The following is a 21,654-nucleotide window of genomic DNA, read 5'->3' as shown; positions in this document are numbered from 1 at the left end:
CGGCGGACCGCGACCTTGAGTCCACATCGGCCCGACAGGCCCGAGTGGTAGCATATCCCCCTGATTTCAGCGCCTTTTGCCAATGCTCAGTTTTTTCCGCCGCAAGAAGCCCCAGGATGCCCCCGCAGCGGAGGCACCCAAGACCCAGCACTACTCGGCTGAAGAGCTGGCGGCGGCGTTCCCGTCGGCCGCGCCGATCGAGGACAAAGAGCCAGCACCGGTAGCCGTACCGGCCGCGCCTGCGCCGGTCGAGCCGCCGCCGGCAGCCGTCGTTCCGGTCGCTGTCGAGCCCACCCCGGTGGTTCCGGCTCCGGTCGTTCCCGCTCCGAGCGCTCCGCAACCGGCCGCCCGGATCGACGTCGCCCCGGTGGCGGCCCCGGCCATCGAACCGGCACCCGCGCCACTGCCTCAGCCCACCCCGGCACCGGTCACCGACGACCTGCCTGCCGCCGCCTCGATCGATGCCGTTCCGGCGCCTGCCGGCAAGCCCGGCTGGCGCGAACGCCTGCGCAACAGCGTCATCGCGCGCAGCTTCGGTGGACTGTTCTCGCGCAACCCCAAGCTCGACGACGATCTACTGGACGAGCTGGAAACCGCACTGATCACCGCCGACGTCGGCGTGGGCGCCACCACCGATCTGGTCGAGGGCCTGCGCAAGCGCATGAAGTCGCGCGAGTTCGCCGACGCCAATGCGCTGCTGGCCGCGTTGCGCGCCGAGCTGATCGCGATCCTGCAGCCGGTGGCCAAGCCGCTGGTGATCGATCGCAACGCCAAGCCCTTCGTGGTGCTCACCGTCGGCGTCAACGGCGTCGGCAAGACCACCACCATCGGCAAGCTGGCCAAGCGCTTCAAGGACGACGGCCACAGCCTGATGCTGGCTGCCGGCGATACCTTCCGCGCCGCCGCCGTGGCCCAGCTGCAGGCCTGGGGCGAGCGCAACGGCGTAGCCGTGGTCGCGCAGGGGCAGAACGCCGATGCCGCTTCGGTGGCATTCGACGCGCTGCAGGCCGGCAAGGCCCGCGGCACCTCGGTGCTGATCGCCGATACCGCCGGCCGCCTGCACACCCAGTCCGGCCTGATGAACGAGCTGGGCAAGATCCGCCGCGTGCTCGGCAAGATCGACCCCACCGCCCCGCACGAAGTGCTGATGGTGATCGACGGCACCACCGGCCAGAACGCGCTGTCGCAGTTGCGCCAGTTCAATGCCGCAGTGAACGTGACCGGCCTGGTGGTGACCAAGCTGGACGGCACTGCCAAGGGCGGCGTGGTGTTCGCGCTGGCCCGCGAGTTCGGCATCCCGATCCGCTTTGCCGGTATCGGTGAGCGCCCGGAAGACCTGCGCGTGTTCGACCCGGAAGCCTTCGTCGACGCCCTGCTGCCCGAAGCGCTGGGCGCCTGATACACCGCGCAGCCACGCATGGCGTGGCTCTACCGCAGCCTGGTAGAGCCACCCCACGGGTGGCTGCCTCTCTGGAACTCCAATGCCCCGCCAGCCGCACGCCAGCGCCGAAACTGCAGAACGGGACGGTTTCGTCGCCCGCCTGCTGCACTGGTTCGACGACCATGGTCGCCACGACCTGCCCTGGCAGCACCCACGCAGCCCCTATCGGGTCTGGCTGTCGGAAATCATGCTGCAGCAGACCCAGGTAGCCACGGTCATCCCGTACTTCCAGCGGTTCCTGCAGCATTTCCCGACGCTGCCCGACCTCGCCGCCGCCAGCAATGACGCGGTGATGGCGCAGTGGGCCGGGCTCGGCTACTACGCCCGCGCACGCAACCTGCATGCCGCCGCGAAGCGCTGCGTGGAACTGCACGACGGCGACCTGCCGCGCGATTTCGATGCCTTGCATGCCCTGCCCGGCATCGGCCGCAGCACCGCAGGTGCGATCCTCAGCCAGGCCTGGAACGATCCGTTCGCGATCCTCGATGGCAACGTCAAGCGCGTGCTCAGCCGTTACCACGGCATCGACGGCTTTCCCGGCCTGCCGGCCATCGAGAAACAGTTGTGGTCGATTGCCGAGGCGCACGTGGCGCAGGTGCCGGCCGGGCGAATGGCTGATTACACCCAGGCCCAGATGGACCTGGGTGCGACGGTGTGCAGCCGCGCCAAGCCAGCCTGCGTGATCTGCCCGCTGCAGGACGCGTGCGCGGCGCGCCACGAAGGCCGCACCGCCGAACTGCCCACGCCCAAGCCCAGCAAGGCCCTGCCCGAGCGCGAAGCGATGGCCCTGCTGCTGCGCGACGCCCAGCAGCGCGTGCTGCTGCAGAAGCGGCCGGACACCGGCATCTGGGCACAGTTGTGGACGCTGCCGCAGGCCGAGGCCGGCAGCGAACTGCAGGACTGGTTCGACGCGCACGTTGACGGCACGCTGGAAGACGCCGAGGAGCTGCCCGTGCTGCAGCACACCTTCAGCCACTACAAGCTGCACCTGCAGGTGCTGTCGCGGCAGGTGCACGGCCTGCGCGTGGAAGAACCCACGCTGCGCTGGGTCGCCACCGACGAACTGCCCGCGCTGGGCCTGCCGGCCCCCATCCGCAAGCTGCTCGATGGCGCCACGATCAAGGCGCCGAAACGAACGCCCAAGAAACCCCGCAACCACGAGTGAGTACCATGTCCCGAACCGTCTTCTGCCAGTACGAACAACGCGATGCCGAGGGCCTGGACTTCGTGCCCTACCCCGGCGAACTGGGCCAGCGCATCTTCAGCAACATCGGCAAGCAGGCCTGGGCCGCGTGGCTCGCGCACCAGACCATGCTGATCAACGAAAACCGCCTGTCGCCGCGCACCCCGGAGCATCGCGCATTCCTTGAGGGCGAACTGGTCAAGTTCCTGTTCGAGAAGGACGCGGAAAAGCCCGCCGGCTTCACCCCGGAAGCCTGACCCACAGGTAGTGCCGGCCGCTGGCCGGCATCGCGCAGATGCCAGGTTGCCGGCCAGAGGCCGGCACTACCGCGCTATTTCGTATTTTCCTCGCGCTCCTGCACCTGCGCCTGGCGCAGCTCCTGCTCGGAGGCACGCAGTGCCTTCACGTCCAGCTTGCGGATGCTGTTGATGAAGCACGGCATGCGCGGGCCACCGGTCGGGTCGCGCACCAGCACCTTGTCGAAACGCGATGACACGCGGCCCATGCTGCTGGTCAACCCGATGGCGGTGGCGTACGACAGGTCCGGGCACGGACCACTCAGTTCCAGCAGGTAAGCCTCGCTCGGCCGGGTCCACACCGCCAGCGCGCTGTCACCCAGTTCGGTCCAGCCATTGAGGCTGCCGAAGAACTGCATGTCGTTCTGCGGCGCGCCGGCGTGGGCGCGGTACAGATCCAGTTTCTCGGTACTGCTGAGCCGGCCGGTGGTCGCGCAGGCGGCCAGCGCCAGGCAGAGTCCGGCGATCAGGATCGGGGTCTTCATGGCGATCTCCTCGGGGAACCTGCTGCGATCATGCGCCGGCCGATGTGCGGCCGGCGCGAGGGCAGGTAAACCCGTTCAGGCGCCGGGAGGCGGCCGTTGCCGGCCGCTCAGACGTCGGCGTGGGCCAGTGCGTGCAGGCGCCCTTCGCGCAGCTCCAGCACCCGGTCCAGGCGCCGCGCCAGGCTGCGGTCGTGGGTGACCAGCACCAGGCTGGTATGACGCGCGCGGTTGAGTTCCAGCATCAGCTCGAACACGGTGCCCGCGGTGCGGTCATCCAGGTTGCCGGTCGGCTCGTCACCGAGCACGCAGGCCGGATGATTGACCAGCGCACGTGCCACCGCGGCACGTTGGCGTTCGCCGCCGGACAGCTCGCCCGGCTTGTGGTCCAGGCGATGGCCGAGGCCGACCGCTTCCAGCAGCGTGGTGGCCCGGCTGCTCGCTTCGGCCACGGCAGTGCCGGCCAGCAGCACCGGCATCATCACGTTTTCCAGCGCGGTGAATTCCGGCAACAGGTGGTGGAACTGGTAGACGAAGCCCAGCGCCTGGTTGCGCAGCAGGCCGCGCGCGGTATCCGACAGCGCCGACATGCGCTGGCCCGTGACGTACACCTCGCCTGCGGTCGGAACATCCAGCCCGCCCAGCAGGTGCAGCAGCGTGCTCTTGCCGGCACCGGAGGCACCGATGATCGCCACCGTCTCGCCGGCGGTCACGGTCAGGTCCAGTCCATCGAACACCGGGGTCTGCATGCGCCCTTCGGCGTAGGTCTTGCCCAGTGCTTCGGCGCGGATCACCTCATCGCCGCGGTTGAAGACCTTATTCATAACGCAGGGCCTCCGCCGGCTGGGTGCGTGCTGCCCGCCAGGCGGGATACAGGGTGGCCAGGAAGCTCATCAGCAGCGCGACCACGGTGATCGCCACCACGTCGCCGGTCTGCATGTCGGTCGGCAGCCCGGTGATGTAGTAGACATCCTCCGGCAGCAGCTTGACGTTGAACACGCTCTCGATGGCACCGAGGATGCGTTCCAGGTTGAGGGTCAGGGTGATGCCGCCGATCAGGCCGGCCAGCGTGCCGAAGATGCCGATCAGCGAACCCTGCACCATGAACACCTGCATCACCCCGCCCGGGGTCAGGCCGAGGGTGCGCAGGATGGCGATGTCGGCCTGCTTGTCGGTCACCAGCATCACCTGCGAGGACACCAGGTTGAAGGCACCCATGGCGATGATCAGCGACAGCAGGATGCCCATCACCACCTTCTCCATGCGCAGCGAGTGGTAGAGGTTGGCGTTCTGCTGGGTCCAGTCACTCACGCGGTAGGCACCACCGAGGCTCTGCGCGAGGTCCACGCCCACTTCCAGCGAGCGGTCCATGTCGTGCAGCTTCAGCCGCACGCCGGTGGCGCCGTCGCTGCGCAGCACGCGCTCCAGGTCCTGCATGTTGGCGAAGCCGACGCCCCGGTCGACCTCGTTGTAGCCGGCCTCGAAGATGCCGCTGACGGTGAAGCGTTTCATCCGCGGCACGGCACCGGCAGGCGTGCCCTGCACTTCGGCGAAGGTCACCAGCACCTGGTCACCGACGTCGACGCCGAGCCAGATCGCCAGTTCCTTGCCCAGCAGCAGGTTGAAGCTGCCCGGCGTCAGGCTGGCATAGCTGCCCTTGGTGACCTTCTTGTCGATCACCGATACCTTCGGCTCCAGCGCCGGATCGATGCCCTGGATGATCGCACCCTGCACGCGCGGGCCGCTGATCATCGACTGGATCTCGATGTAAGGCGCGGCACCGGCCACGCGCGGATCCTTGCGGGCCACGTCGACCACGCGCATCCAGTCCGGCATCGGCTCGCCGTCGCGGCTGATGGTGGTGTGCGCGGTCATTTGCAGCAGGCGGCTGCGGATTTCCTTCTGGAATCCGCTCATCACCGCCAACGTGGTGATCAGCACCGTAACGCCGAGCGCGATGCCCAGGATCGATGCCATCGAGATGAAGGAGATGAAGCCGTTGCGGCGCTTGGCGCGCAGGTAGCGCAGGCCAATGGCCACGGGAATGGGTTTGAACATGCAGGCACGCCGGTCAATTCAGCTTATGGTGCCATCGTCCGGGGCTGACGGGAAACGGCGCGTGCGGCCACGGCCAGTCGCAGTTCACGTCGCTGCCCGGAATCGAGCACATCCGGCCAGAACAGCAGGCGCTGGCGGCGCCGATCCTCACGCCACAGCAACAACAGCCATGGGCCACGCACCACCAGCCGTGGCGTATCAACGTCCTGCCCGGCCACCTGCAGTGGCTCGGGAAGCGGCGGCAGAAGCACCTGCACGCGCGGCCTGCGCTGGCGCCAGGCCAGTTCGGCCAGGCCCGTGCACCAGGCCAGCACCACTGCGGGCATCAGCAGCCGTGAAGGCAGATCCGATGCGCGCAGCAGCCACGGCGCAGCCAGCAGCACCGCCAACTGGGCGGCGGCCTGCAGCCGCGAGGGGCGCCACTCAAGGCTTGAGGGCGAGGATCTTCTGCATGAGGGGGATCGCGTGCGCATGCGGGCAGGCCTCGTAGCCCATGAACCAGCGCCACAACTTATCGTCCTCGCAGTCGAGCAGGAACAGGAAAACCTCGCGCTCTTCGGTCGGCGCAGTGCTCCACTCGTGGTCCAGGTAGCGGCCGAACAGCTGGTCCAGCTCACGCATGCCGCGGCGGCAGCGCCAGCGCAGCTTCTTCAGCAGAACATCTTCTTCCATCGAGCTTCTCCAGATACAGCAAAGCCACGCATGGCGTGGCTCTACTGGGGTGGCACAGCCACGCGTGGCGTGGCTCTACCCGGTACAGCCAGGCCTGATCAGGCGCGGCGTTCCATCATCAGCTTCTTGATCTCGGCAATCGCCAGCGCCGGGTTCAGGCCCTTCGGGCAGGTCCGGGCACAGTTCATGATGGTGTGGCAGCGGTACAGCTTGAACGGATCTTCCAGATCGTCCAGGCGCGCACCGGTGTCCTCATCGCGCGAGTCGATGATCCAGCGGTAGGCCTGCAGCAGGATCGCCGGGCCCAGGTAACGCTCGCCGTTCCACCAGTAGCTCGGGCAGCTGGTCGAGCAGCAGGCGCACAGGATGCACTCGTACAGGCCGTCCAGCTTCTTGCGGTCTTCCGGCGACTGCAGGCGCTCGCGGTCCGGCGGTGCCGGGGTCTGGGTGCGGATCCACGGCTTGATCGACGCGTACTGCGCGTAGAAGTGGGTCAGGTCCGGAACCAGGTCCTTGACCACGTTCATGTGCGGCAGCGGGTAGATCGGCACTTCCTTCTTGCCGCAGTCCGAGATGGCTCGGGTGCAGGCCAGGGTGTTGGTGCCGTCGATGTTCATGGCGCACGAACCACAGATACCTTCGCGGCACGAGCGGCGGAAGGTCAGGGTCGGGTCGATCTCGTTCTTGATCTTGATCAGGGCGTCCAGGACCATCGGGCCACAGGCGTCCAGATCGACTTCATAGGTATCGGTGCGCGGGTTGCTGTCGTCGTCCGGACTCCAGCGGTAGATCTTGAAGGTGCGCACATTCTTGCCGCCGTTCTTGACGGGGAAATGCTTGCCCTTCGTGATCTTGGAATTCTTGGGGAGTGAAAACTCGGCCATGGCTGCTCTCGTTGGCTCAGGCGGCCCGCGCCCGTGGGCGCGGATTGCATGGTAGGCGGGGTCGGATCAGTACACGCGCGGCTTCGGCGGCACCACGGACACGTCGTCGGTCAACGTGTACATGTGCACCGGACGGTAGTCGAAGCTGCACTTGCCCTTCTCGTCGACGCTGACCAGGGTGTGCTTCTGCCAGTTGACGTCGTCGCGGTCCGGGAAGTCCTCGTGCGCATGCGCGCCGCGGCTTTCCTTGCGCTGTTCGGCCGAGTTGATCGTCGCCACCGCATTGAGCAGCAGGTTGTTCAGCTCGTAGGTCTCGATCAGGTCCGAGTTCCACACCAGCGAACGGTCGGAGACCTTCACGTCCTGGAACGAGTCGAAGATCTTGTCCATCTTCTCGCAGCCTTCCTTCAGCGTCTGGCTGGTGCGGAAGACCGCCGCGTCGGCCTGCATGGTGCGCTGCATGCGATCGCGGATGACCGAAGTCGGGGTATCGCCGTTGGCGTGGCGCAGCTTGTCCAGCAGCCCCAGCGCCTTGTCGCAGGCATCGGCCGGCAGCGGCTTGTGCGCGGCGCCCGGCTTGATGGTCTCGGCGCAGCGGTTGGCCACGGCACGGCCGAACACCACCAGGTCCAGCAGCGAGTTCGAGCCCAGGCGGTTGGCGCCGTGCACGGACACGCAGGCCGCTTCGCCGATGGCGTACAGGCCCGGCACTACCGCGTTGTCGTTGTCGCCGACCTTCTGCACCACTTCGCCGTGGTAATTGGTCGGGATGCCGCCCATGTTGTAGTGCACGGTCGGGATGACCGGAATCGGCTGCTTGTGCACGTCGACGCCGGCAAAGATGCGGGCGCTCTCGGCGATGCCCGGCAGCTTCTCGTCGATCACGCCCGGGCCGAGGTGGGTCAGGTCGAGCAGGATGTGGTCCTTGTGCTCGCCGACGCCGCGGCCTTCGCGGATCTCGATGGTCATCGAACGGCTGACCACGTCGCGCGAGGCCAGGTCCTTGTAGTGCGGCGCGTAACGCTCCATGAAGCGCTCGCCGCTGCTGTTGCGCAGGATGCCACCTTCACCGCGGACACCCTCGGTGATCAGGCAGCCGGCGCCGTAGATGCCGGTCGGGTGGAACTGCACGAACTCCATGTCCTGCATGGCGATGCCGGCACGCATGGCCAGGCCGCCACCGTCGCCGGTGCAGGTGTGCGCCGAGGTGGCGCTGAAGTAGGCACGGCCGTAGCCGCCGGTGGCCAGTACCACGCCCTGGGCGCGGAACAGGTGCAGGGTGCCGTCGGACATGTCCAGGGCCAGCACGCCGCGGCAGGCGCCTTCCTCGTCGAAGATCAGGTCGAGCGCGAAGTACTCGATCATGAAGCGCGCGTCGTGCTTCAGCGACTGCTGGTACAGCGTGTGCAGCATCGCGTGGCCGGTACGGTCGGCCGCCGCGCAGGTACGCTGCGCCGCCGGGCCTTCGCCATACTTGGTGGTCATGCCACCGAACGGACGCTGGTAGATCTTGCCTTCGGCGGTGCGCGAGAACGGCACGCCGTAATGTTCGAGCTCGATGATGGCCGGGATGGCCTCACGGCACATGTACTCGATGGCGTCCTGGTCGCCCAGCCAGTCCGACCCCTTGATGGTGTCGAAGAAGTGGTAGCGCCAGTCGTCCTCGCCCATGTTGCCGAGCGCGGCCGAGATACCGCCCTGGGCGGCAACGGTGTGAGAACGGGTCGGGAAGACCTTGGTCAGGCACACGGTCTGCAGGCCCTTGGCGGCCAGGCCGAACGTGGCGCGCAGGCCGGCACCGCCGGCGCCGACCACGACCATGTCGTACTTGTGTTCGGTGATCTTGTAAGCGGACATCTAATCTGGATTCCTGTGTAGGTGCCTGGGCTCAGGCAACGCCGAGGGCGATGCGGCCCACCGCAAACACACTGACGATCATGCCGAGCACGGCGACGAACTTCACCGCGGTCTGCAGCACCAGGGCCAGCAGCGATTCGTGGATGTAGTCTTCCAGCACGACCTGCATGCCGAGCTGCGCGTGCCAGAACATGGCGATCAGCAGGCCGATCAACGGCACCGCGTTCCACGGCTTGGCCACGGCGGCGGCGGCGGTGGCGTAGTCCGAGCCCAGCAGGCCCAGCACGAAGACCAGGAACCAGATGCCCAGCACCACCAGTGCGGCGGCGGTCAGGCGCTGGTGCACGAAGTGCTCGGTGCCGGTCTTGGCCGAGCCAAGGCCGCGCACGTTCTTCAACGGGGTACGGAACTTGCTCACGCGGCACCTCCGAACATCACATAGGCCCACACCAGCAGGGTGATCACCAGGCTGCCGATGACCGACAGCCAGCTGCTGCGGATGAAGGCGGGGATGCTGAAGCCGATGGCGAAGTCCTGCACGACGTGGCGGATGCCATTGCACAGGTGATAGGCGAACGACCATGTCCACGCGAACAGGAACACGCGGCCATACCAGGCCCCGGCATGGCCGGTGAAGCAGTTCCAGGACTCGGGCCCCATCATCAGGGCCAGCAGGCCGGCGGCGATGATGAGGGCACCAACAGACAGAAAGACGCCAGTGGCTCGATGCAGGATCGAGGTGGCCATCTGAATCTGCCAGCGATACACCTGAAGGTGCGGGGAAAGTGGGCGTTGTCTGGTCGCCATTCGCTGGGCTCGTTGTCTCGGCTGGGCGGCACACGGCCGCGTTGGCTCAATGCTGATCAGAAATCGATGCAGCGTCCGTTTTTCTCCCAATCGCCATACCGCACCGGATCAAGTCCGCCGCGGCCGCCGAATTCTTCCGCTTTTTCCTGTTCCACGGGCACGGGTGCCGCGGGGACCAGCGGGGCTTCAGATTCGCCGTCGGGAGTGGGGGTTGTTTGGCCTATCATGTTCGGTCTCGCAACGCACAAATTTTAGACCTCGTTCACGTGCCTGACAACCTGCCCCCTGCTTTCGTCGGATATCCGCGCCTGCCCGGCCACCAGCTGCTGAGCCTGCAGGGCCCGGATGCGGCTGTCTTTGCCCACGCCCAGTTCAGCAGCGATGTCACCGCCCTGCCCCTGCAGCATTGGCAGTGGAGTGCCTGGCTGAGCGCCAAGGGCCGCACCCTGGCGGTGTTCCAGCTGCTTCGGCTGGCCGACGACCACGTGATGCTGGTGCTGGCTGACGGCGATGCCGATGCGATTGCGTCGCAACTGCAGCGCTTCGTGTTCCGCCGCAAGGTGAAGGTGCAGGTGCGCAGCGATCTGGCGGCGGCTGGCGCGTTCACCGCGCCCGAGGCCGCCAGCGGCGCGGCGATTGCGCAGACCGCAGGCGACGGCTGGGAGCTGGACCTGGGCAGCGATGCCCTGCCGCGCACCCTGCGCATTGGCAGCGCCGACGCGTTCGCGGCCGGCAATGAAGCCGATGAGGCCGCTTTCGCCCTGGCCTGGCGCCAGGCCGACCTGCGCTACGGCCTGCCGCGGCTGGAAGAAGGCCAGCGCGAAGTGTGGACCCCCCAACAGCTGGGCCTGGACCGCCTGAACGGCTACAGCGTGAAGAAGGGCTGCTATCCCGGCCAGGAAATCGTCGCCCGCACCCACTTCCTCGGCAAGGCCAAGCGTGCGGTGCAGTTGCTGCATACCGCAGCACCGGCACAGGCCGGCGATGGCGTGCAGCAGGATGGCGCGGGGCTGGGCACGATTGCCAGCGTGGCCGGCGACCTGGCACTGGCGGTACTGCCACTGGAGGCCAGCGACGCTGACCTGCAGGTGGGCGATGCCATTGCGCAGCGCGTGCCGTTGCTGGATGGCCTGGCCCGCTGAATCTGAAGGGCTCTCATCCACGCATGGCGTGGATCTACTGACCGACCCAGTGGGTGCGGACCGTTGGTCCGCACGCCTGAAATGGTAGTGCCGGCCGCTGGCCGGCAACCATGCAGGGTTGAGGTTGCCGGCCGGCGGCCGGCACTACTCCTTACAGGCGCGCGCCGGTTTCCGGGTTGAAGAAATGCAGGCCCTGCGGGTGGATCGCCACGCGGATCTGCTCGCCCACCTCGGGCAGCGCCTGCGGCGCCACGCGCATGGTCAGCGCGTGCTGGCCACTGCTCAGGTTGACGAAGATCTCGTTACCGACCGGTTCGATGCCTTCAATGCGTGCGACGAACGCATGCGCATCGTCGGCGGCCGCCGGCTGCAGGTGCTCCGGACGCACGCCCACCGCGATCGGCTTCTGCAGCCAGGCCGGATCGATGGTGGCCTGGCCCAGCGGTGCACGCCACTCACCATCGACCACGGTCACGCCACCGGCATCGCCCTGCAGCGTACCGCGCAGCACGTTCATCGCCGGGCTGCCGAGGAAGCCGGCCACGAATAGGTTGGCGGGGCGATCGTACAGCGCCATCGGCGTATCGATCTGCTGGATGACGCCATCCTTCAGCACCACGATGCGCTGGCCCAGGGTCATCGCTTCGACCTGGTCGTGCGTCACGTAGATCATGGTGGTGCCCAGCTTGCGGTGCAGCTGCGCGATCTCGGTACGCACGCTGTGGCGCAGCTTGGCATCCAGGTTGGACAGCGGTTCGTCGAGCAGGAACACCGCCGGCTCGCGCACCAGCGCACGGCCCAGCGCGACACGCTGGCGCTGGCCACCGGACATCGCCTTGGGCAGCTTGTCCATCATCTCGGTCAGGCCCAGCGTCTGCGCCGCCTCGGCGATGCGCTTGTCGATGGTCGCCTTGTCGTGACCGCGCAGCTTCAGGCCAAAGGCCAGGTTCTCGGCCACGGTCATGTGCGGGTACAGCGCATAACTCTGGAACACCATCGCGATGTCGCGATCCTTCGGCGCCACGTCGTTGACCACGCGATCACCGATGGTCAGCGTGCCGCCGCTGATCTCCTCCAGGCCAGCCACCATCCGCAGCAGGGTCGACTTGCCACAGCCGGACGGGCCGACCAGCACCATCAGCTCGCCATCGGCGACCTCGAAGCTGGCGTCCTTCACCGCGACCTGGCCGTTGTCATAGACCTTGCGCACACCCTGCAACTGCACTTTTGCCATATCACCTATCCGGTCCGCCCGAAGCCGGGCTGTCTTTTGGGACTGCCTCGGCCCTCCCGATGGCAGTGATGATTGCGCGCTTGCCGCATGACGGCGAGCACTGCAATCGAATACAGTTGCCCATTCTGCCATGTAAACGTTTTCACGTGGCACTATCCGATGATCGGTGCGCACCGATCTGCGTCGGCGGTTGAACGAAGGTTCCGCCGAGGCAGTGGTTTCGAATGGAACGGTCTTCCGGCACCCCGGAGAACGCCCCTGACGAACCTCGGACAGGCAGTTGCGCGGATGTCCCCCGAACCCAGCCATGAAGCGATTGACAACGATGTCACCCGGATCTGAAACTCGAGCGATGCACGACACCCTCTTCCTGTTCGGTGCCACAGGTGATCTGGCCCAGCGCTACCTGTTCCCTTCGCTGCTTCGCCTGCTTGGCGACGGCCTGCTGCCGGAGGACTTCCGCATCCGTGCGCTGGCCCTGTCCGGGCATGACACCGAAGCCTTCCATGACATCCTGCGGCCGCGCCTGCAGCAGGCCATGCCGATGGCCACGCAGGACGACATCAGCGCCCTGCTGCGTCGCATCGACTACCGCTCTGTGGACCTGCGCGACGTCGACTCGGTTGCCGCCGCGGTCGCCGACCTCGTGCACCGCAAGTGCGTCAGCTACCTCGCCATCCCGCCGGGCCTGTACATCTCCACCTGCGAAGGCCTGGCCAAGGGCGGCGCCCTCGCCGCGCCGGCACGCCTGATGCTGGAAAAGCCGATCGGCAGCGACAGCGAGAGCGCCGAGGAAATCATCAGCACCATCGGCCAGTGGATCGACGAGGACCGCGTGTTCCGCCTCGACCACTACCTGGGCAAGGCCGCGGTGCAGAACCTGATCGCACTGCGCTTCGGCAACACGCTGCTGGAAGCGGTGTGGAACCGCAACTACATCGAATCGGTGCACATCCTGGTGGCCGAAAGCGAAGGCGTGGATGGCCGCGATGCCTATTACGCCCGCTCCGGCGCACTGCGCGACATGGTGCAGAGCCACATCCTGCAGCTGCTGTGCATGGTGGCGATGGAACCACCGGCATCGCTGGAAGCCGATCGCATCCGCGACGAGAAGGTCAAGGTGCTGCGCGCCCTGCGCCCGCTCGATGCCCGGCACGCCGCGCGTGACAGCATCCGTGGCCGCTACACCGCCGGCACCATCAATGGCCAGCCGGCACAGGCCTACCAGCCGCCGGAAGGCAGCGACGTGGAAACCTTCGCCGGTGTCACCGCGCATATCGACAACTGGCGTTGGAGCGGCGTGCCGTTCCACCTGGTCACCGGCAAGCGCCTGCCCGAGCGCACCACCCGCGTGGTGGTCACGCTGAAGCCGGTCACCCACTGGCTGTTCGAGCGCCCGCAGCGCGCGCAGGCCGCACCGAACCGCCTGGTGTTCCAGCTGCAGCCGCAGGAAAACATCGAACTGGGCCTGATGAGCAGCCTGGCAGGCCCGGAATGGGGCGCGCTGGAGCTGCATCCGCTGGAGCTGGAACTGTCGGTGCCGACCGGCCTGCACCGCCGTATCGCTTACGAACGCTTGTTCCTGGATGCCTTCAACGGCAACCACACGCTGTTCGTGCGCGATGACGAAGTGCGTGCGGCCTGGGCCTGGATCGACAGCGTCGCCGACGCCTGGAAGGACGCCAAGCTGCCGCTGGAGCCCTACCCCGCCGGCCAATGGGGCCCGGGCAATGCGGGCGGGTTCCTGCCGCAGGACCTGGACGCGCCCGACAGCGGAGCGTCGGCATGAGTGCCAGCTCGCAGCCAGTGCTGGTCGCCGACATCGGTGGCACCAACGCGCGCTTCGCCCTGGCCGACACCTCGCTGGACGCACCGCTGCAGAAGGACAGCATCCGCGAGTACGCGGTGGCGGAGTTCCCGTCGCTGGGTGATGCCGCGCGCCACCATCTGGAACAGATCGGCGCCACGGCAAGCCGCGGCGTGTTCGCCGTGGCCGGTCGCGTGGATGGTGACGAAGCACGCATCACCAACCATCCGTGGGTGATCTCGCGCAGCCGCACCGCTGCCATGCTCGGGTTCGACGAACTGCACCTGATCAACGACTTCGCCGCGCAGGCGATGGCGATTTCGCTGCTGCAGCCCGATGACGTGGTCCAGGTCGGTGGGGCTGCCTGGGTACCGGGCAAGCCCGGCCAGCCACGCAACTACGCGGTGATCGGGCCCGGTACCGGGCTCGGCGTCGGCGGCCTGATCATGCGCCACGGCCGTTGCTATCCGCTGGAAACCGAAGGCGGCCATGTCAGCTTCCCGCCGGGAACCCCGGAAGAGATCCGCATCCTGGAGATCCTGTCCGAGCAGTTCGGCCGCGTCTCCAACGAGCGCCTGATCTGCGGCCCCGGCCTGGTCAACATCCATCGCGCCGTGTGCGAGATGGCCGGCATCGATCCGGGCCAGCTGCAGCCGGTGGACGTGACCGCCCGCGCCCTGCACGGCGATCCGCAGGCGATGCGCACCGTGGATGTGTTCTGCGCCGTGTTCGGCGCCATTGCTGGCGATCTGGTGCTGACCCAGGGCGCCTGGGACGGCGTGTTCCTGACCGGCGGGCTGACCCCGAAGATGCTCGATTCGCTGCAGCACTCCGGTTTCCGCCAGCGCTTCGAGCACAAGGGCCGGTTCTCTTCCATCATGGCGCGCGTGCCCTCGTTGGCGGTGATGCATCCCCACGCCGGACTGCTGGGCGCCGCCGCCTATGCCGCCGACGCCGAACGTGACGCACCTGGAGTTGCCGCATGAGCCCCACCACCTTCCACGACGACCGCATCGAGTTCATCAACCATGGCGATGCCGATGGCTGGATCGAAGCCGTTGCCGCCGAGATGGCGCACACCCTCAACCACGACATCAACGAAGTGGGCCGCGCCCGCATCCTGCTGTCTGGCGGCACTACACCGGCGCCGGTCTACCAGGCGCTGGCCGAGTTGGACGTGCACTGGGACCGGGTGGAAGTGAGCCTGGCCGACGAGCGCTGGCTGTCGCCGCAGGATCGCGACAGCAATGCCTGGCTGGTGCGCGAGCACCTGCTGAAACGCGCCGAGGGTGCGCATTTCGATCCACTGGTGCGGATCGGCAAGCCCCTGCCCGAATGCGTGTACACCGCCAACCTGCAGGCACAGCACAGCCAGCCGCCGAGCCTGGTGGCACTGGGCATGGGCAACGACGGCCACACCGCCTCGCTGTTCCCGGGCTCGAAGGACCTCGCCCGCGCACTGGAAAGCACCCTGCCCTATGCCGCGCTGGATGCCACCGGCTGCCCGGGCGCGAACCAGTGGCCGCTGCGCATCACGCTGACCCCGCATGGGCTGCGCCAGTGCCGACAGCGCCTGCTGCTGCTGCGCGGCAAGCAGAAGCTGCAGGTGCTGCGCCAAGCGTTGGACAGCAACGACGCCCAGCAGTATCCGATCCTCAACGCGATCAACCTGGAAGGCGCGCGCCTGCGCGTCCACTGGGCTGATTGATGTCGGCGGCGGTGCCCTGCCGCCGCTTGCCTCTCGCCACCTTGAACGCCGGTAGCCAATGAGCCTCCATCCGCAATTGCAAGCCATCACTGAGCGTGTCATCCGCCGCAGCGCCGCCTCGCGTGCCGCCTACCTGGCCGCGATCGACGCCTCCCTGCGCGAAGGCCCGTTCCGCAGCCGCCTGAGCTGCGGCAACCTCGCCCATGGATTCGCCGCCTGTGGCGGTACCGACAAGAGCCGCCTGCGCGGCGGCGTGACGCCGAACCTGGGCATCATCACCGCCTACAACGACATGTTGTCGGCGCACCAGCCGTTCGAGACCTATCCCGAGCAGATCCGCGAGATCGCCCGCGAGCTGGGTGCTACGGCACAGGTGGCCGGCGGCGTGCCGGCGATGTGCGACGGCGTCACCCAGGGCCGCGGCGGCATGGAACTGTCGCTGTTCTCGCGCGATGTGATCGCCCAGGCCACTGCGATCGGCCTCAGCCATGACATGTTCGATACCACCGTCTACCTCGGCGTGTGCGACAAGATCGTGCCGGGCCTGCTGATCGGCGCGCTGGCCTTCGGCCACCTGCCGGCGGTGTTCGTGCCGGCTGGCCCGATGACCCCGGGCATCCCGAACAAGCAGAAGGCGGAAGTGCGCGAGCGCTATGCCGCCGGCGAAGCCACCCGCGAAGAGCTGCTGGAAGCCGAGTCCGCCTCGTACCACGGCGCCGGCACCTGCACCTTCTACGGCACCGCCAATTCCAACCAGGTGCTGCTGGAAGCGATGGGCGTGCAGCTGCCGGGCGCATCGTTCGTCAATCCGGGCACGCCGCTGCGCGACGCCCTCACCCGCGAAGCCACCGAACGTGCACTGGACATCACCGCGCTCGGTGACGACTTCCGTCCGCTGGGCCGGATCATCGATGAGCGCGCGATCATCAACGCGGTCATCGCGCTGATGGCCACCGGCGGTTCGACCAACCACACCATCCACTGGATCGCAGTGGCGCGTGCCGCCGGCATCGTGCTGACCTGGGACGACTTCGACGAACTGTCGCAGCTGATTCCGCTGCTGGCCCGCGTCTATCCGAACGGCGAGGCCGACGTGAACCGTTTCGCGGCCGCTGGCGGACCGGCCTTCGTGTTCGGCGAGCTGATCAGGGCGGGCCTGATGCACGGTGACCTGGTCAGCGTGGCGCGCGGCGGCATGGCCGACTACGCGCGCGAGCCGCAGCTGCGCGACGGCCAGCTGGTCTACCTGCCGGGCCTGCAACACAGCGCCGATGACGAAGTGGTGCGTGGCGTCGACAATCCGTTCGAGCACCAGGGCGGCCTGCGCCTGCTGCGCGGCAACCTGGGCAAGTCGCTGATCAAGCTGTCGGCGGTGAAGCCGCAGTACCGCACGATCGAAGCACCGGCCGTGGTTGTCGATGCGCCGCAGGTGCTGAACAAGCTGCATGCCGGCGGCCTGCTGCCCGAGCACTTCGTGGCGGTGGTGCGTTACCAGGGCCCGCGTGCCAACGGCATGCCGGAACTGCATTCGCTGGCGCCGCTGCTGGGGCTGCTGCAGAACCAGGGCCGGCGCGTGGCGCTGGTCACCGACGGCCGCCTGTCCGGCGCCTCGGGCAAGATTCCGGCGGCGATCCATGTGACGCCGGAAGCGGCGCGCGGTGGTCCGCTGGCCAAGGTCCGCGAGGGCGACATGATCCGCCTTGATGGCGAGGCCGGCACGCTGGAAGTGCTGGTGGACGCGGCCGAGTGGGCCGCGCGTCCGCTGGCCCCGAACACGGCGCCTGCCGCGCATGACCTGGGCCGCAACCTGTTCGCGATCAACCGTCGCGTGGTGGGTCCGGCTGATCAGGGCGCGATTTCGATTTCGTGCGGGCCGGCGGCGGCCGATGGCGGGCCGTGGGAATACGACGCGGAGTACGAGCTGGGGCACGATGCCGCAGCGGCGGCGGCGCCGCATGAGGCAAAAGACGCCTGAAGCGAAAAGCCGCGGCAGGCTTCCCGGCCTGGGCAGTAGAGCGCCCTGGACAATTCCCGGCGCGTCATTTGCGCTGCGGCCACTGAATCTAGAAGAGCAAAGGCAAGGGCAAAAGCATGGGTATCGAACAACATCAGGTGAAGGCGGCGGAGTTGTTGCGTGCGGCGGGCATCCTGCCGGTGGTGACGATTCATACGCTGGACCAGGCGCGTGCGGTCAGTGCGGCGTTGCTGGAAGGTGGCCTGCCGGCGATCGAGTTGACGCTGCGTACGCCAGTGGCGATGGAAGCATTGGCGATGCTCAAGCGCGAGCTGCCGGACGTGGTGGTGGGCGCCGGCACGGTGCTGACCGTGGAGCAGATGCAGCAGTCGATCGATGCGGGCGCGGACTTCCTGGTGACCCCGGGTACGCCACCGGCGCTGGCCGATGCGCTGGCGGCGGCACCGCTGCCGGTAGTGCCGGGTGCGGCCACGCCGACCGAACTGCTGTCGCTGTATGCGCGCGGCTTCCGCGTGTGCAAGCTGTTCCCTGCCACCGCCGTGGGGGGGCTGGCGATGATCAAGGGTCTGGCCGGCCCGGTTGCCGACCTCAAGCTGTGCCCGACCGGCGGCATCACCGAAAACACCGCCGCCGAGTACCTCGAGCAGAAGAACGTGGTCTGCATCGGTGGTTCGTGGATGGTGCCGGGCAGCTGGATCGCCGACGGTCAGTGGGACAAGGTGCGCGCCAGCGCCGCCGACGCCGCGAAGATCATCAAGCGCGTACGCGGCCACTGAGCCCGACACAGCTGTAGAGCCGAGCCCACGCTCGGCTCCAGCATCATCGGGGGTCAGAGCCCTTTCCCACCGGGAAAGGGATCCGACCCCGGGCGACGAGCGCGCACAGCGCGCGACCCGCTCCCGCCTTTCCCTTCTTCTTTCCGCGGTGGACGCGCACGGAACCTGTCCGTGGCCGGGCGGATGGGCTGTGCAGGGGCGTGAGCCGCATGGGCCCGAGGCACGCCTCGGGCGGGTTGGGTAGGACGCCCAACCCTGGCCTTGCCGTGTGCGCAGGACAGCGCACACGAGCAAGCGGCGACCGAGCTTACATGGACGTACTTGCAGCGCCCCCTGCACAGCCCATCCGCCCGGCCAACCACCACAATCCAACCGCACCACCACCGCGAGGGGCTCAGCCGTTGGCCGAATCCCTTACAGCGGCCGTGCCGGATCCACCAGCCCGTACTGGCTGGCCATGCGCGCCAGCGCGATGTTGTCGTGGATCCCCATCTTCTCGAACAGCCGCGCCTTGTGCGTGTTCACTGTCTTCGCGCTCAGGCTCAGGCGCCGCGCGATGTCTTCCTGGCGCAGGCCCTGGGTCAGCAGCAACGCCACTTCCAGCTCGCGCGGCGACAGGCTGTCGAATGGAGAGCCGTTGCCTTCAACGGTCGACAAGGCCAGGTTTTGCGCGATGCTGGTGCCCAGGTAGCGACGGCCCATGGCCACATCGCGCACCGCACGCAGCAGCTCCTGTGCATCGCAGCCCTTGCCGATGTAGCCCGCAGCCCCGGCTTCCAGCAAGCGCTTCGGCAGCGGACCGTCTTCCAGCACCGACACGATCACCACGCGGGTGTTGCGATGGCTGCGGACGATGCGCTCGGTCACCTCCATGCCACTCACGCCGGGCAGGTGCAGGTCGCACAGCACCACGTCCGGCAGCAGCTGGCGGACGTCGCGCAGCGCATCTTCGCCGGTCTCGGCTTCGCCCACCACCTCGATGTCGGTCTCCCCCGACAGGATCATCTTCATCCCGGTGCGGACCAGTGCGTGGTCATCCACCAGGTAGACTCGAATCGTCATTCACGTACCTCTTCGAATGCGGCCATTGCAGGTCAAGCTAGGCAGGGCGCCGATACCCCTGCAAGCACGTTCGAGATGCGACCCGGGCATTCTGCCTTGCGCATCACAGTACCGCGCGTTGTGCTTGCCCCCTGTCTTGCAGAACCTGCTGCAACGAAACAACTGATCTATTACGTAGACGCCCCGGAGGGGCCATCCACGTCAATCCCCCTGTGATGATGCTTCGCTGGCCGTCGCTGGCGGCGAATCCTGACGTCGCCAAGGATGCCGGCGACTGAACATGACCAGATAGCACCCTACCACCCAAACCAGCGCGGCACACCATCCGGCCAGGATATCGGAGGGGTAATGCACGCCCAGATAGACCCGGGAGACGCTGACCAGCAGGCTGAACGCGGGCGCCAGCAGCAGCACCGGCCAGCGCCAGCGGGTGTTCCAGGCCAGCAGCACCAGGGTCACGGCCAGGGTCATCGAGCCCATCGCGTGGCCGCTGGGAAAGCTGAACGTCGATTCCGGCGCGATCGATTCCCACAGGCTGGGGCGCTGGCGCTGGAAGAAATGCTTGCTGCCCATGTTCAGCAGCGCCGAGCCGACGAAGCTGACCGCCACGAACGTGGCCTCACGCCAACGCCGGTAGCCCAGCAGCACGCCGATGATCAGCACGTCGGCGGGAATCAGGAACCATTCGTAGCCCAGCCTGGAAATGAGCACGAAGAAACGGTCCAGCAGCGGTGAGTGCAGGCCATGCATCTGCCACAGCAGCGGCGCATCGAAATGGAACGATTCAAACTCGTGCACTTCGTCGGCCAGGGCGACGAATCCCGCCAACGGCAGCAGCACGCCACCGAACAGCAGCACCAGGCGCCAGGCATTGTGCGCCATCCAGTGGCGGAAACCGGAGGCGGACTCCGGCGCAGCGAGGATCGCAGGCTTATCCGGCGCTTCGGACATATTTGTGTTCGACGTAATCGTCGATCAGGGCGACGAACTCCTGGGCGATGTTCTCGCCACGCAGGGTCACCTTCTTCTCGCCATCGACGAACACGGGCGCGGCCGGGGTTTCACCGGTGCCCGGCAGGGAAATACCGATGTTGGCGTGCCGCGACTCACCCGGCCCATTGACGATGCAGCCCATCACCGCCAGGGTCATGTTCTCCGCACCCGGATGGTGGATCTTCCACAGCGGCATCTTCTCGCGCACGTGGTTCTGCACCACCTTGGCCAGTTCCTGGAAGAACTCGGAGGTGGTGCGGCCGCAGCCCGGACAAGCCGTGACCAGCGGCGTGAAGGCACGCTGGCCGGTGGTCTGCAGCAGTTCCTGGGCGACGATCACTTCCTGCGTGCGCGACTGGCCCGGTTCCGGGGTCAGCGAGATGCGGATGGTGTCACCGATGCCTTCCTGCAGCAGCACGCCCAACGCCGCCGACGAGGCGACGATGCCCTTGCTGCCGATACCGGCCTCGGTCAGGCCCAGGTGCAGGGCAAAATCGGAGCGCTGGGCCAGGTCGCGGTACACCGCGATCAGCTCCTGCACGCCACTGACCTTGGCCGACAGCACGATGCGATCGCGCGGCAGGCCGAGCTCCACCGCCTGCTCGGCCGAATCCAGCGCCGAACGGATCAGCGCCTCGCGCAGCACGCGACCGGCATCCCAGGGCTGCTCGCGCAGGTTGTTCTCGTCCATCAACTTCGCCGCCAGGGCCTGGTCCAGCGAGCCCCAGTTGGCACCGATGCGCACCGGCTTGTTGTAGCGGATCGCGAACTCGATCAACTGAGCGAACTGCAGATCCTTCTTCTTGCCGAAGCCGACGTTGCCCGGATTGATGCGGTACTTGGCCAGCGCTTCGGCACATGCCGGCTCGGCGGTCAGCAGCTGGTGGCCGTTGTAGTGGAAATCACCGATCAGCGGCACGTCGATGCCCATCATCGCCAGCTTGTCGACGATGCGCGGGATCGCCGCAGCGGCTTCCACGGTATTGACGGTCAAACGCACCATTTCCGAACCGGCCCGCCACAGCTCGGCCACCTGCTTCACGCTGGAGGCCACGTCGGACGTGTCGGTGTTGGTCATCGACTGCACCACGACCGGCTTGCCTCCGCCTACGGTGACCCCGCCGATCTGCACGGCATGGGTCTGGCGGCGGGGCCAGGAGGTGGCATCGGAGGGAGGAGTCGGGCGGGTGACGGCGTCGTGCATGGGCGCATTCTACCGCCCGCCCCCGCATTCCGGGTGACTCGCATTCAGCCGGTGGCACGGCTGCGGCCGATTG

The 21,654-nt window shown here is 67.3% G+C and carries 23 protein-coding genes; 9 read left to right on the top strand and 14 right to left on the bottom strand.

Annotated features, from left to right (window positions below):
* Nucleotides 1-82 precede the first annotated feature (82 nt).
* The 3 genes from ftsY to VG566_RS09150 all read left to right on the top strand — a co-directional run bounded on the left by ftsY (nt 83) and on the right by VG566_RS09150 (nt 2,881).
* A complete protein-coding gene (gene ftsY, locus VG566_RS09160) occupies nt 83-1,399 on the top strand; it encodes a signal recognition particle-docking protein FtsY (protein WP_134966988.1) in 1,317 nt (438 codons plus the stop codon).
* Nucleotides 1,400-1,481: 82 nt separating this feature from the next.
* Nucleotides 1,482-2,606: an A/G-specific adenine glycosylase gene (mutY, locus tag VG566_RS09155; RefSeq protein WP_241884382.1), complete on the top strand. Its 1,125-nt coding sequence runs from the start codon at nt 1,482-1,484 to the stop codon at nt 2,604-2,606.
* A gap of 5 nt (nt 2,607-2,611) precedes the next feature.
* On the top strand, nt 2,612-2,881 hold the full coding sequence (locus VG566_RS09150; protein ID WP_049442323.1) for an oxidative damage protection protein: 270 nt from the start codon (nt 2,612-2,614) through the stop codon (nt 2,879-2,881).
* 74 nt (nt 2,882-2,955) lie between these two features.
* On the opposite strand, the gene VG566_RS09145 is transcribed toward VG566_RS09150, so the two are convergent.
* The 10 genes from VG566_RS09145 to VG566_RS09100 all read right to left on the bottom strand — a co-directional run bounded on the left by VG566_RS09145 (nt 2,956) and on the right by VG566_RS09100 (nt 9,907).
* On the bottom strand, nt 2,956-3,405 hold the full coding sequence (locus tag VG566_RS09145) for a DUF6491 family protein (protein WP_032958624.1): 450 nt from the start codon (nt 3,403-3,405) through the stop codon (nt 2,956-2,958).
* 107 nt (nt 3,406-3,512) lie between these two features.
* Nucleotides 3,513-4,226, bottom strand: a complete 714-nt coding sequence (lolD, locus tag VG566_RS09140) for a lipoprotein-releasing ABC transporter ATP-binding protein LolD (RefSeq protein WP_049407617.1) — start codon at nt 4,224-4,226, stop codon at nt 3,513-3,515.
* Complete coding sequence (locus VG566_RS09135; protein WP_032958619.1) at nt 4,219-5,460, bottom strand: lipoprotein-releasing ABC transporter permease subunit; 1,242 nt, start codon at nt 5,458-5,460, stop codon at nt 4,219-4,221. Before VG566_RS09135 ends, lolD begins: the two co-directional genes overlap by 8 nt.
* A gap of 23 nt (nt 5,461-5,483) precedes the next feature.
* Nucleotides 5,484-5,933, bottom strand: coding sequence for a hypothetical protein (locus VG566_RS09130; RefSeq protein ID WP_041863309.1), 450 nt, complete (start codon nt 5,931-5,933; stop codon nt 5,484-5,486).
* Nucleotides 5,884-6,132 carry a succinate dehydrogenase assembly factor 2 gene (locus VG566_RS09125; protein WP_005409080.1) on the bottom strand — a complete coding sequence of 83 codons (249 nt, stop codon included), beginning with the start codon at nt 6,130-6,132 and terminating at the stop codon, nt 5,884-5,886. The genes VG566_RS09130 and VG566_RS09125 overlap by 50 nt, the downstream gene beginning before the upstream one ends.
* Before the next feature lie 98 nt (nt 6,133-6,230).
* Nucleotides 6,231-7,016 (bottom strand): succinate dehydrogenase iron-sulfur subunit, encoded by a 786-nt coding sequence (locus tag VG566_RS09120; RefSeq protein WP_005409079.1) that lies wholly within the window; start codon nt 7,014-7,016, stop codon nt 6,231-6,233.
* Between the two features lie 66 nt (nt 7,017-7,082).
* Entirely contained in the window at nt 7,083-8,873 is a 1,791-nt protein-coding gene (gene sdhA / locus VG566_RS09115; protein ID WP_014646765.1) for a succinate dehydrogenase flavoprotein subunit, read from the bottom strand.
* 31 nt (nt 8,874-8,904) lie between these two features.
* A complete protein-coding gene (gene sdhD / locus VG566_RS09110) occupies nt 8,905-9,291 on the bottom strand; it encodes a succinate dehydrogenase, hydrophobic membrane anchor protein (protein WP_005409077.1) in 387 nt (128 codons plus the stop codon).
* The gene (sdhC, locus tag VG566_RS09105; protein WP_024958620.1) at nt 9,288-9,680 is read right to left on the bottom strand and encodes a succinate dehydrogenase, cytochrome b556 subunit; all 393 of its coding nucleotides are present in this window, start codon (nt 9,678-9,680) and stop codon (nt 9,288-9,290) included. Before sdhC ends, sdhD begins: the two co-directional genes overlap by 4 nt.
* Nucleotides 9,681-9,736: 56 nt before the next feature.
* Nucleotides 9,737-9,907 (bottom strand): DUF1674 domain-containing protein, encoded by a 171-nt coding sequence (locus VG566_RS09100; protein ID WP_241884381.1) that lies wholly within the window; start codon nt 9,905-9,907, stop codon nt 9,737-9,739.
* Between the two features lie 39 nt (nt 9,908-9,946).
* On the opposite strand from VG566_RS09100, the gene VG566_RS09095 reads away from it, so the two are divergent.
* Complete coding sequence (locus VG566_RS09095; RefSeq protein ID WP_046429944.1) at nt 9,947-10,822, top strand: YgfZ/GcvT domain-containing protein; 876 nt, start codon at nt 9,947-9,949, stop codon at nt 10,820-10,822.
* Between the two features lie 151 nt (nt 10,823-10,973).
* On the opposite strand, the gene VG566_RS09090 is transcribed toward VG566_RS09095, so the two are convergent.
* Complete coding sequence (locus VG566_RS09090; protein ID WP_014646762.1) at nt 10,974-12,056, bottom strand: ABC transporter ATP-binding protein; 1,083 nt, start codon at nt 12,054-12,056, stop codon at nt 10,974-10,976.
* A gap of 352 nt (nt 12,057-12,408) precedes the next feature.
* Between VG566_RS09090 and zwf the strand changes: the two genes are divergently transcribed.
* From zwf to VG566_RS09065, 5 genes are all read left to right on the top strand, one after another.
* Complete coding sequence (gene zwf, locus VG566_RS09085; RefSeq protein WP_014646761.1) at nt 12,409-13,845, top strand: glucose-6-phosphate dehydrogenase; 1,437 nt, start codon at nt 12,409-12,411, stop codon at nt 13,843-13,845.
* The gene (glk, locus tag VG566_RS09080; RefSeq protein ID WP_014646760.1) at nt 13,842-14,849 is read left to right on the top strand and encodes a glucokinase; all 1,008 of its coding nucleotides are present in this window, start codon (nt 13,842-13,844) and stop codon (nt 14,847-14,849) included. The genes zwf and glk overlap by 4 nt, the downstream gene beginning before the upstream one ends.
* Nucleotides 14,846-15,571, top strand: a complete 726-nt coding sequence (gene pgl, locus VG566_RS09075) for a 6-phosphogluconolactonase (protein ID WP_014646759.1) — start codon at nt 14,846-14,848, stop codon at nt 15,569-15,571. Before glk ends, pgl begins: the two co-directional genes overlap by 4 nt.
* 58 nt (nt 15,572-15,629) lie before the next feature.
* Nucleotides 15,630-17,546 (top strand): phosphogluconate dehydratase, encoded by a 1,917-nt coding sequence (gene edd, locus VG566_RS09070; protein ID WP_032958604.1) that lies wholly within the window; start codon nt 15,630-15,632, stop codon nt 17,544-17,546.
* 116 nt (nt 17,547-17,662) lie between these two features.
* Complete coding sequence (locus VG566_RS09065; RefSeq protein ID WP_014646757.1) at nt 17,663-18,322, top strand: bifunctional 4-hydroxy-2-oxoglutarate aldolase/2-dehydro-3-deoxy-phosphogluconate aldolase; 660 nt, start codon at nt 17,663-17,665, stop codon at nt 18,320-18,322.
* A gap of 414 nt (nt 18,323-18,736) precedes the next feature.
* Here VG566_RS09065 and VG566_RS09060 read toward each other — a convergent pair whose 3' ends face one another.
* From VG566_RS09060 to ispG, 3 genes are all read right to left on the bottom strand, one after another.
* Nucleotides 18,737-19,384, bottom strand: coding sequence for a response regulator (locus tag VG566_RS09060; RefSeq protein WP_005416124.1), 648 nt, complete (start codon nt 19,382-19,384; stop codon nt 18,737-18,739).
* A gap of 201 nt (nt 19,385-19,585) precedes the next feature.
* Nucleotides 19,586-20,335 carry a phosphatase PAP2 family protein gene (locus tag VG566_RS09055; protein WP_032958602.1) on the bottom strand — a complete coding sequence of 250 codons (750 nt, stop codon included), beginning with the start codon at nt 20,333-20,335 and terminating at the stop codon, nt 19,586-19,588.
* Nucleotides 20,316-21,581, bottom strand: coding sequence for a flavodoxin-dependent (E)-4-hydroxy-3-methylbut-2-enyl-diphosphate synthase (ispG, locus tag VG566_RS09050; protein WP_041863307.1), 1,266 nt, complete (start codon nt 21,579-21,581; stop codon nt 20,316-20,318). Before ispG ends, VG566_RS09055 begins: the two co-directional genes overlap by 20 nt.
* Between the last annotated feature and the right edge of the window lie 73 nt (nt 21,582-21,654).

It is taken from the genome of Stenotrophomonas sp. CASM114 (assembly GCF_049384325.1).
Classification (GTDB): domain Bacteria; phylum Pseudomonadota; class Gammaproteobacteria; order Xanthomonadales; family Xanthomonadaceae; genus Stenotrophomonas; species Stenotrophomonas muris.
This window is presented reverse-complemented; position numbering and strand designations above follow the sequence as displayed.

Bases quoted from the DNA above. Each gene is read 5' to 3' on its own strand.
- ftsY (WP_134966988.1), top strand. From the start codon at position 83: ATGCTCAGTTTTTTCCGCCGCAAGAAGCCCCAGGATGCCCCCGCAGCG.
- mutY (WP_241884382.1), top strand. From the start codon at position 1,482: ATGCCCCGCCAGCCGCACGCCAGCGCCGAAACTGCAGAACGGGACGGT.
- VG566_RS09150 (WP_049442323.1), top strand. From the start codon at position 2,612: ATGTCCCGAACCGTCTTCTGCCAGTACGAACAACGCGATGCCGAGGGC.
- VG566_RS09145 (WP_032958624.1), bottom strand. From the start codon at position 3,405: ATGAAGACCCCGATCCTGATCGCCGGACTCTGCCTGGCGCTGGCCGCC.
- lolD (WP_049407617.1), bottom strand. From the start codon at position 4,226: ATGAATAAGGTCTTCAACCGCGGCGATGAGGTGATCCGCGCCGAAGCA.
- VG566_RS09135 (WP_032958619.1), bottom strand. From the start codon at position 5,460: ATGTTCAAACCCATTCCCGTGGCCATTGGCCTGCGCTACCTGCGCGCC.
- VG566_RS09130 (WP_041863309.1), bottom strand. From the start codon at position 5,933: ATGCGCACGCGATCCCCCTCATGCAGAAGATCCTCGCCCTCAAGCCTT.
- VG566_RS09125 (WP_005409080.1), bottom strand. From the start codon at position 6,132: ATGGAAGAAGATGTTCTGCTGAAGAAGCTGCGCTGGCGCTGCCGCCGC.
- VG566_RS09120 (WP_005409079.1), bottom strand. From the start codon at position 7,016: ATGGCCGAGTTTTCACTCCCCAAGAATTCCAAGATCACGAAGGGCAAG.
- sdhA (WP_014646765.1), bottom strand. From the start codon at position 8,873: ATGTCCGCTTACAAGATCACCGAACACAAGTACGACATGGTCGTGGTC.
- sdhC (WP_024958620.1), bottom strand. From the start codon at position 9,680: ATGGCGACCAGACAACGCCCACTTTCCCCGCACCTTCAGGTGTATCGC.
- VG566_RS09100 (WP_241884381.1), bottom strand. From the start codon at position 9,907: ATGATAGGCCAAACAACCCCCACTCCCGACGGCGAATCTGAAGCCCCG.
- VG566_RS09090 (WP_014646762.1), bottom strand. From the start codon at position 12,056: ATGGCAAAAGTGCAGTTGCAGGGTGTGCGCAAGGTCTATGACAACGGC.
- zwf (WP_014646761.1), top strand. From the start codon at position 12,409: ATGCACGACACCCTCTTCCTGTTCGGTGCCACAGGTGATCTGGCCCAG.
- glk (WP_014646760.1), top strand. From the start codon at position 13,842: ATGAGTGCCAGCTCGCAGCCAGTGCTGGTCGCCGACATCGGTGGCACC.
- pgl (WP_014646759.1), top strand. From the start codon at position 14,846: ATGAGCCCCACCACCTTCCACGACGACCGCATCGAGTTCATCAACCAT.
- edd (WP_032958604.1), top strand. From the start codon at position 15,630: ATGAGCCTCCATCCGCAATTGCAAGCCATCACTGAGCGTGTCATCCGC.
- VG566_RS09065 (WP_014646757.1), top strand. From the start codon at position 17,663: ATGGGTATCGAACAACATCAGGTGAAGGCGGCGGAGTTGTTGCGTGCG.
- VG566_RS09060 (WP_005416124.1), bottom strand. From the start codon at position 19,384: ATGACGATTCGAGTCTACCTGGTGGATGACCACGCACTGGTCCGCACC.
- VG566_RS09055 (WP_032958602.1), bottom strand. From the start codon at position 20,335: ATGTCCGAAGCGCCGGATAAGCCTGCGATCCTCGCTGCGCCGGAGTCC.
- ispG (WP_041863307.1), bottom strand. From the start codon at position 21,581: ATGCACGACGCCGTCACCCGCCCGACTCCTCCCTCCGATGCCACCTCC.